The sequence below is a fragment of the Arhodomonas sp. KWT genome, assembly GCF_010993615.1.
Window position 1 is genome coordinate 15,954 of the sequence record NZ_WNXE01000002.1, and the last position, 8,477, is coordinate 24,430.

Sequence of the window (8,477 nt, forward strand, 5' to 3'; positions counted from 1 at the left end):
AGCCGCGAGCGGACCTGCAGGGGCACGATCAGCGCCGTGGCCCCGAGGATCAGCCCCACGTTGGTGATGTTCGAGCCCAGCGCATTGCCCACCGCGAGCCCCGGGCTGCCCTGCCAGGCGGCGATCGCCGAGACCAGCATCTCCGGTGCGGAGGTGCCGATGCCGACGATGGTCAGGCCGATGATCAGCGTCGGGATGCCCAGGTGCCGCGCCGTGCCGGAGGCACCGATGACGAAGCGGTCCGCACTCCAGGTGAGGGCAACGAAGCCGACGACGATGGTGAGCAGCGCTGGCAGCATGGGCGGTGTCGTCCCGGTTAGGGCGTTCGAAGCCGGCCATGATACGGCGCGGCTCCGCCGCGGGCCAGCATGCGCGGGTTCCGCGGCCGGGGCGTGTTGACTGGTCCGCGGGGGTGACTGATACTGCCCGCCGCCTGCCATGCCGGGCGCCGCAATCCGGCCTGCCCCTTCCGGGAAGGATGCTGATGGGTACTGACACCGCCCCGGCCGAGGAGCCGCTCATCGAGATCCGGGACCTCCACTTCGCACGCGGCGAGCGTGTGATCTTCAGTGGCGTGGACATCACGGTCTACCGCGGCGAGGTCACCGCCATCATGGGGCCCAGCGGCACGGGCAAGACCACGCTGCTGCGGCTTATCGGCGGCCAGCTGCGCCCGGATGCGGGCGAGATCCGGGTGGCCGGCGAGCGCGTCGACCGTCTCTCGCGCCGCGCCCTCTACCGGCTGCGCCGGCGTATGGGCATGCTCTTCCAGGCCGGCGCGCTGTTCACCGATCTCACCTGTTACGAGAACGTCGCCTTCCCGCTGCGCGAGCACACGCGGCTGTCCGAGGCGCTGATTCATCAGCTCGTGCTGCTCAAGCTCGAGGCGGTCGGCCTGCGCGGCGCGCGCCATCTTTACCCGGCCGAGCTCTCCGGCGGCATGGCGCGGCGCGTGGCGCTGGCACGGGCGATCGCGCTCGACCCGGAACTGGTGATGTACGACGAGCCCTTCTCCGGCCAGGATCCGATCTCCATGGGGGTGCTGGTGAAGCTGATCCGCGAACTCAACGACGCCCTGGGGCTGAGCAGTGTGGTGGTCTCCCACGACGTTGCCGAGACCGCCGCCATCGCCGACCGTATCCACGTCATCGCCGATGGTGAAGTGATCGCGTCGGGCTCGCCCGAGGCGCTGCGCGAGTCGGACTCGCCATGGGTGCGTCAGTTCATGGATGCAAGGCCCGACGGACCGGTGCCGTTCCACTATCCCGCCCCTTCGCTGGCCACCGAGACCCTCGGGGGGGAGGTACCATGATCCGTGCGCTGCAGGGCGTCGGGGCGTGGACCCTCGCGCGCATGGCCCGGCTCGGCCGCGCCTCGCTGTTCCTGCTGCGGGTGCTGGCAGGGCTGCCGGGGCTGGTGCCGCGTTTCCGCCTGCTCGTCCACCAGCTCTATTCAATGGGCGTGCTCTCGCTGGTGATCATCGTCGTCTCCGGCATCTTCGTGGGCATGGTGCTGGGGCTGCAGGGGCACAATACCCTGGTGGATTTCGGCGCGGAGGACTCCCTGGGCACGCTGGTGGCACTGTCGCTGACCCGCGAGCTCGGGCCCGTGGTTACCGCGCTGTTGTTCGCCGGGCGTGCCGGCTCGGCGCTGACTGCCGAGATCGGCCTGATGAAGGCCACCGAACAGCTCTCCAGTATGGAGATGATGGCCGTCGACCCGCATCGCCGCGTGGTCGCGCCCCGGCTTGCCGCCGGTGTGATCGCCATGCCGCTGCTGGCGGCGATCTTCACGCTGCTCGGCATCCTCTCCGCTTACGTCGTGGGCACCGAGCTGCTCGGCGTGGACGCCGGGGCCTACTGGTCGCAGATGCAGGCCAATGTCTCGTTCTACGACGACATCGCCAGTGGCATCATCAAGAGCCTGGTATTCGGCGTCGTGGCGAGCTGGATCGCCGTTTTCGAGGGCTTCGACTGCATGCCCACGTCGGAGGGCGTCAGCCGGGCCACGACCCACACGGTGGTGAATACCTCGCTGGCCGTGCTGGGGCTCGATTTCATTCTCACCGCCCTCATGTTCGACTAGGGCGGCCTATTTCCGGGTTTGGGGCATCATGGATAAGACACGCGCCATAGAGATCGCAGTGGGGCTGTTCGTGGTCGCCGGCCTGGCGGCGCTGACGGTGCTCGCCATGCGGGTGAGCAATATCACGGCGTTCCAGACCACCGAGGGCTACACGGTGATCGGCCACTTCCGCAACGTCGGCGGTCTGCGCGAGGGCGCGCCGGTGAAGATGGGCGGGGTGCAGGTGGGCCGGGTGAGCGGCATCAGCCTGGACACCGACACCTACGAGGCGCGTGTCGAGCTGACCATCGATTCGCGGTTCGACGACCTGCCCATGGATACCAGTGCGAGCGTTCTGACCTCGGGGCTGCTCGGTGAGCAGTACGTGGGGCTGGAGGCGGGTGGCATGCCCACCGCGCTGCAGCCCGGCGACGAGCTGATGCTCACCCAGTCGGCGATCGTGCTGGAGAAGATCATCGGGCAGTTCCTTTACAATAAGGCGTCCGGCTCGGACTCGGGCTCGGATGGCGGCACGGAGGGTAAGTGATGTTGCGACGGTTATGCCTGACACTCGCGCTGCTTCCGGTCGTGCTCGCACCGGCTCTGGCCGGTGCGGCGCAGCAGTCCCCGCAGGATCTGGTCAAGGACACCACCCACGAGGTGCTCGCTGCGCTGGAGGCGCACAAGCAGGAGATCAAGGGTGATCCCGGTGCGGTCTACCGCTTCGTCTCGGACCTGGTGTTGCCGCGCTTCGACTTCCAGCTGATGAGTCGGTTCGTGCTCGGTCGCCACTGGAACGACGCCTCCGCCGAGCAGCGCGCGCGTTTCGTCGAGGAGTTCAAGGGCCTGCTGATCCGCACCTACGGCACCTCGCTGTCGGAGTACAGCAACGAAAAGGTGAAGTTCCCGCCCATGAACGCGGATACTTCGCGCGGGCGGGTGACCGTGCCCACCGAGATCGTGCGCAGCGACGGTCCGCCGGTCCCCGTGAACTACAGCCTCTACAAGAACGACAGCGGGGAATGGAAGGTCTTCGACGTGGTCATCGAGGGTGTGAGCCTGGTCCAGAACTACCGCAGCAGCTTCGGCGACGAGGTCAGCCGCAACGGGCTGGACGCGCTCATCAAACGCCTCGCCGAACGCAATGCCGAGCGGGGGGTGCCGGGGTGAGTTCGGCGTCGCTGAGTAGCGACGACGCCGGGGTGTGCCGCGTCAGCGGTGCCCTCGGCTTCGACACGGTGACGCAGCTGCCGGCCTCGTTGCCCGGGGATGGGGACGTGGTCGCGGACCTCTCCGCCGTGGAGCGCGTCGACAGTGCGGGCCTCGCGCTGCTCCTGGAATGGGTGCGCACCGCGCGGGCCCGGGGCCGGAGTGTCGTCTTCCAGGGTGTTCCGGGGCAGCTCAGCGCGATCGCCCGGGTGAGCGGGGTGGATGAGATCCTGGCATTGGATCAGAATACGCCGTCCGATACCGGTGGGCGGGCCTGAGCGGTCCGTAACCGGCAATCGCACCGCAGAGCAAACGAGCGAGCATCATGGATTCCGAACGCATTCGCGAGATCATCGAGGCCGGCCTGACCGATGCCACCGTGCAGGTGGATGGGGACGGCGTGCATTTCCGGGCGCTGATCGTGAGCCCCGATTTCGAGGGGGTGCCACGGATCCGACAGCATCGGATGGTCAACGAGCTGCTGCGCGATCATATCGACAGCGAGGCGCTGCATGCGATCTCGCTGGTGACCCGGACGCCCGGACAGCACGACGCGTCCAATGGCTGAGGGCGTGCTAACGGTGGCCATGGACGGGGGCCGGCACGGCCGGCCGGGCGGGGCGTAATGGAGCGTCTGATCATTCGCGGCGGCGAGCCGCTGGACGGCGAGATCCGTATCTCGGGGGCCAAGAACGCGGCGTTGCCGATCCTGGCCGCGACCATGCTCGCCGATGGGCCCACCATGGTGGGCAACATCCCGCACCTGCACGACATCACCACGACGATGGAGCTGCTCGGGCGCATGGGCGTGCGTCTCACCGTCGACGAGCGCATGCGCATCGAGGTCGACCCGACCGGCATCCGAGAGTGCTACGCGCCCTACGAGCTGGTGAAGACCATGCGCGCCTCCATCCTGGTGCTCGGGCCGCTGCTCGCGCGCTACGGCGAGGCGGATGTGTCGCTGCCCGGCGGCTGCGCCATCGGCTCGCGGCCGGTGAACCTCCACGTCGAGGGGCTTCGCCAGATGGGGGCCGAGATCAGCGTCGACAGCGGCTATATCCGCGCACGCTGCAGCCGGCTCAAAGGGGCGCGCCTGGTCATGGACCTGGTGACCGTCACCGGCACGGAGAACCTGATGATGGCCGCGACCCTCGCCGAGGGCGTGACCGTCATCGAGAATGCGGCGCGCGAGCCGGAGGTGGTGGACCTGGCGAACTGCCTCAATGCCATGGGGGCGGATGTACGCGGCGCCGGCTCGGACACCATCGAGATACACGGCGTCGAGCGCCTCCACGGCACGCACTACGACGTCCTGCCAGACCGCATCGAGACCGGGACCTACCTTGTGGCCGCGGCGATGACCGGCGGGCGGGTCCGGCTCAAGGATACGGCCCCGGAGCTGCTGGACGCGGTCCTCGCCAAGCTCGGTGAGGCGGGTGCGGAGATCGCCGTCGAGGGGCGCACCATCGACCTCGCAATGCCCGGCGGGCGCCGGCCGCGGGCGGTGAACGTGCGCACGGCACCCTATCCCGCCTTCCCCACGGACATGCAGGCGCAGTTCTGTGCCCTCAATGCCGTGGCCGAGGGCGTGGGCATGGTCACCGAGACGGTCTTCGAGAACCGCTTCATGCACGTGCTCGAGCTCCAGCGTATGGGCGCCGACGTCCGCCTGGAGGGGCACACGGCGATATCCACCGGCGTTCCCCGGCTGACCGCCGCACCGGTGATGGCCACGGACCTCAGGGCCTCGGCGAGCCTGGTGCTCGCCGGCCTGGTGGCGGACGGCGAGACCTGCGTCGACCGCATCTACCATATCGACCGCGGCTACGAGTGCATCGAGGAGAAGCTCGCGCAGCTGGGCGCCAACATCCGCCGCGTGCCGGCCTGAGGCCCGCGGCCGATCAACCGGACGGTTATGCACGACCAAGACATGCTGACCATCGCGCTCTCCAAGGGGCGCATCCTCGAGGAGACCCTGCCGCTGCTTGCGGCGGCAGGCATTGAGCCGGCGGAGGACCCGGAGGCCAGCCGCCGGCTGGTGCTGCCCACCAACGATCCGGCGGTGCGCCTGGTCGTTGTCCGCGCCACCGATGTGCCGACCTATGTCGAGTACGGCGGCGCGGACCTCGGGGTGGCGGGCAAGGATGTGCTCCTGGAATACGGCGGCCAGGGGCTCTACGAGCCGCTGGACCTGGGCATCGCCCGTTGCCGGCTGATGGTGGCGGGGCGTCCGGGCAACGAGGCCTTGCGCCGGCCCCGGGTCGCCACCAAGTTCGTGAATATCACCCGGCGGTACTTTGCCGATCGCGGGCGTCAGGCGGAGCTGATCAAGCTCTACGGCTCCATGGAGCTGGCGCCGCTGGTGGGGTTGGCGGATCTCATCGTCGACCTCGTCGATACGGGCAACACCCTGCGTGCCAACGGCCTTGAGCCGCTGGAACCGATCGCCGACATCAGCTCGCGCCTGGTGGTCAACAAGGCCTCGATGAAGATGAAGTACCGCCGGATCCGGCCGCTGATCGAGGATCTCCGCCGCGCGGTGACCACCGCGGCGTGAGCCCGGGCGGCGTCCAGCAGCGAACACCCGCCCTGACCGGGCAAGGAGCCATCTGCCGATGCTTGAGATCACGCGCCTGAGCACTACCCAGCCCGACTTCTGGTCGAGCCTGGGCGCCCTCACGGAGTGGAACGACGGCGCGACCGCCCGGGTGGAGGAGGCCGTCGCCGAGATCCTCGCCCGCGTGGCGGCGGAGGGGGACGCGGCGCTGCTCGACTACAGCGCGCGTTTCGACCGCCTGAGCGTGGACAGCGTGGCCGCGCTGGAGGTGGGCCGGGCCGCGCAGGATCAGGCCCTGGCGTCGCTGCCCGGGGCCCAGCGCGAGGCGCTGGAGACCGCGGCCGAGCGTATCCGCGACTATCATCGCCGCCAGCTTGCCGAGTCCTGGGACTACGAGGACGGTCAGGGCAACCGCCTGGGACAGCAGGTGACGCCGCTGGGGCGCGTGGGTGTCTATGTGCCCGGCGGCAAGGCGGCCTATCCCTCGTCCGTGCTCATGAATACCCTGCCGGCCAAGGTCGCCGGCGTGGACGAGGTGATCATGGTCGTGCCGGCGCCGGACGGCGTGGTCAATCCGCTGGTGCTCGCCGCGGCACGCATCGCGGGCGTGGACCGGGTCTTCCGTCTCGGCGGGGCGCATGCGGTGGCGGCGCTCGCCTACGGTACGGACACCATCCCGGCGGTGGACAAGATCGTCGGTCCCGGCAACGCCTACGTCGCGGAGGCCAAGCGCCGCGTTTTCGGGCGGGTGGGCATCGACATGGTCGCCGGTCCGTCCGAGATCATGGTGATCTGCGATGGCCAGACCGAGGCCGACTGGATCGCCATGGATCTGTTCTCCCAGGCCGAGCACGACGAGGACGCCCGGGCGATCCTGGTCTGTCCGGACCCGCTGTTCCTCGATCAGGTCCAGGCGTCAATGGAGCGGCTGCTCCCGGAGATGGAGCGCTCGGAGATCATCCGCGCGGCCCTGTCTGCCCGCGGTGCGCTCATCTACGTGCGCGACCTCGCCGAGGCGGCGGCGGTCGCCAACCACGTTGCCCCCGAGCACCTGGAGCTCTCGGTGGTGGAACCGCGGCGCATGGCCGCGGGTATCCGTCACGCCGGAGCGGTCTTCCTGGGGCGCTACACGCCGGAGGCGGTGGGCGATTACTGCGCCGGCCCGAATCACGTGCTGCCGACCTCGCGCACCGCGCGCTTTGCCTCGCCGCTCGGCGTATACGACTTCCAGAAGCGCACCAGCCTGATCGAGTGCTCCGAGGCCGGCGGGGCCGCGCTCGGCCGGGTGGCCAGCGAGCTCGCACGCGGTGAGGGGCTCACCGCTCACGCCCGCTCCGCAGAGATGCGCGGCGAGTAGGTCCGGCGGCGGGGCGCGTTCAGCCCCCGCCCGTCGGGCGCCGGCCGATGGTCACGCGCCGGTTGAAGCGCCCGTCCCGGCCGATCCCGGCGACAACGGCCTCGCTGCCCGGGCTCAGTCCGCTGATACGGTTGAGCAGCTGGGTCGGTCCGTCCACCGGGTGTTCATCGATGGAGAGGATGACGTCCCCGGGCTGGATGCCGGCCTCGTGCGCAGGGCCGCCGCGGAGCACCCCGGCAATCAGTACCCCGCCGACGTCCGGCAGTGACAGCGTATCCGCCAGCGGCGGCGTCATCGGCTGGACCTGCACGCCGATCCAGCCGCGGGTGACATGCCCCTGTTCAATGAGCTCGCGCATCACGCCGCGGGCGAGGCTCACCGGGATGGCGAAGCCGATGCCCATGGAACCGCCGGAGCGGCTGTAGATCGCGGTGTTGATCCCCACCAGCTCGCCTGCGGCGTTGATCAGTGCGCCGCCGGAGTTGCCCGGGTTGATTGCCGCGTCGGTCTGTATGAAGTTCTCGAAGGTCGCCAGCCCCAGGTGGTCCCGGCCGGTGGCGCTGACGATCCCCTGGGTCACGGTCTGGCCGACTCCGAACGGGTTGCCCACGGCGAGGACGATGTCGCCCACCCGCAGCGCCGTCGAGTCACCGAAGGTGGCGTGGGGGAGTTCTCCGAGGCCGACGTCGAGTACGGCGAGATCGGTGTCCGGGTCGCTGCCCACCACCTCGGCGGTTGCCGCGCGTCCGTCGCTGAGCAGGACCTCGATGGCGTCGGCGTCGCGGACCACATGCTCATTGGTCAGCACGTAGCCGTCGGGGCTGACGATGACGCCGGAGCCCAGCGAGCGCTCCGGGCGCTGTTCCTTGGGGGCGCCGAAGAACCGCCGCAGCTGCGGGTCGTCGAAGAACGGGTGGTGGCGCTGCTCTGGTGCGCGGGTGGTATAGACGTTGACGACTGCGGGTGCGGCGCGCTCCACGGCGTCGGCGTATGACGCCGGGCGCGGCGGCGTGGGCGCGGAGCCGTCCGCCGACGGGGCCTCGCTGACCCGCACGACCGGTGCCGGCGGTGTGAACACCTCGGGGGCGAGCCATACCGCCGCCAGCGCGGCGAGGACGCCGACGACGACGTAGCGCAGTACGAAGCGGCCGATGCGGCTGCCTGGCATAGCGATATCTCCTGGTGTGCCCGGACCCGGCAGCCGCGCTACCATGGCCGTCTGCGCGGTGACGGGAGGCATTATGGTACAGATTCCGGAGCTCGTTCGTTACTGTGACGAGCTGCTCGCAA

The 8,477-nt window shown here is 69.5% G+C and carries 10 protein-coding genes and 1 pseudogene; 9 read left to right on the plus strand and 2 right to left on the minus strand.

Features of this window, described 5'->3' with window-relative positions; all coding sequences use genetic code 11:
* Positions 1-299 (minus strand): annotated as a pseudogene (locus tag G7A99_RS25055) (calcium/sodium antiporter); the annotation flags it as partial.
* A gap of 185 nt (positions 300-484) precedes the next feature.
* Here G7A99_RS25055 and G7A99_RS01035 point away from each other — a divergent pair.
* From G7A99_RS01035 to hisD, 9 genes are read left to right on the plus strand one after another with little or no spacing between them, the layout of a single operon-like run.
* Positions 485-1,312, plus strand: a complete 828-nt coding sequence (locus G7A99_RS01035) for an ABC transporter ATP-binding protein (protein WP_163138674.1) — start codon at positions 485-487, stop codon at positions 1,310-1,312.
* The gene (mlaE, locus tag G7A99_RS01040) at positions 1,309-2,085 is read left to right on the plus strand and encodes a lipid asymmetry maintenance ABC transporter permease subunit MlaE (RefSeq protein ID WP_163138675.1); all 777 of its coding nucleotides are present in this window, start codon (positions 1,309-1,311) and stop codon (positions 2,083-2,085) included. The genes G7A99_RS01035 and mlaE overlap by 4 nt, the downstream gene beginning before the upstream one ends.
* A 28-nt stretch (positions 2,086-2,113) precedes the next feature.
* Positions 2,114-2,611 (plus strand): outer membrane lipid asymmetry maintenance protein MlaD, encoded by a 498-nt coding sequence (gene mlaD / locus G7A99_RS01045; RefSeq protein ID WP_026320995.1) that lies wholly within the window; start codon positions 2,114-2,116, stop codon positions 2,609-2,611.
* A complete protein-coding gene (locus G7A99_RS01050) occupies positions 2,611-3,234 on the plus strand; it encodes a phospholipid-binding protein MlaC (protein WP_018717636.1) in 624 nt (207 codons plus the stop codon). Before mlaD ends, G7A99_RS01050 begins: the two co-directional genes overlap by 1 nt.
* Complete coding sequence (locus tag G7A99_RS01055; RefSeq protein ID WP_018717637.1) at positions 3,231-3,551, plus strand: lipid asymmetry maintenance protein MlaB; 321 nt, start codon at positions 3,231-3,233, stop codon at positions 3,549-3,551. The genes G7A99_RS01050 and G7A99_RS01055 overlap by 4 nt, the downstream gene beginning before the upstream one ends.
* Before the next feature lie 47 nt (positions 3,552-3,598).
* Positions 3,599-3,841, plus strand: coding sequence for a BolA family protein (locus tag G7A99_RS01060; RefSeq protein ID WP_018717638.1), 243 nt, complete (start codon positions 3,599-3,601; stop codon positions 3,839-3,841).
* 57 nt (positions 3,842-3,898) lie between these two features.
* Positions 3,899-5,161: a UDP-N-acetylglucosamine 1-carboxyvinyltransferase gene (murA, locus tag G7A99_RS01065; protein WP_018717639.1), complete on the plus strand. Its 1,263-nt coding sequence runs from the start codon at positions 3,899-3,901 to the stop codon at positions 5,159-5,161.
* Positions 5,162-5,188: 27 nt separating this feature from the next.
* Positions 5,189-5,830, plus strand: a complete 642-nt coding sequence (hisG, locus tag G7A99_RS01070) for an ATP phosphoribosyltransferase (protein ID WP_018717640.1) — start codon at positions 5,189-5,191, stop codon at positions 5,828-5,830.
* 58 nt (positions 5,831-5,888) lie between these two features.
* A complete protein-coding gene (gene hisD, locus G7A99_RS01075) occupies positions 5,889-7,187 on the plus strand; it encodes a histidinol dehydrogenase (RefSeq protein ID WP_163138676.1) in 1,299 nt (432 codons plus the stop codon).
* Between the two features lie 19 nt (positions 7,188-7,206).
* On the opposite strand, the gene G7A99_RS01080 is transcribed toward hisD, so the two are convergent.
* Positions 7,207-8,355 carry a trypsin-like peptidase domain-containing protein gene (locus G7A99_RS01080; protein ID WP_018717642.1) on the minus strand — a complete coding sequence of 383 codons (1,149 nt, stop codon included), beginning with the start codon at positions 8,353-8,355 and terminating at the stop codon, positions 7,207-7,209.
* Positions 8,356-8,477: the final 122 nt, after the last annotated feature.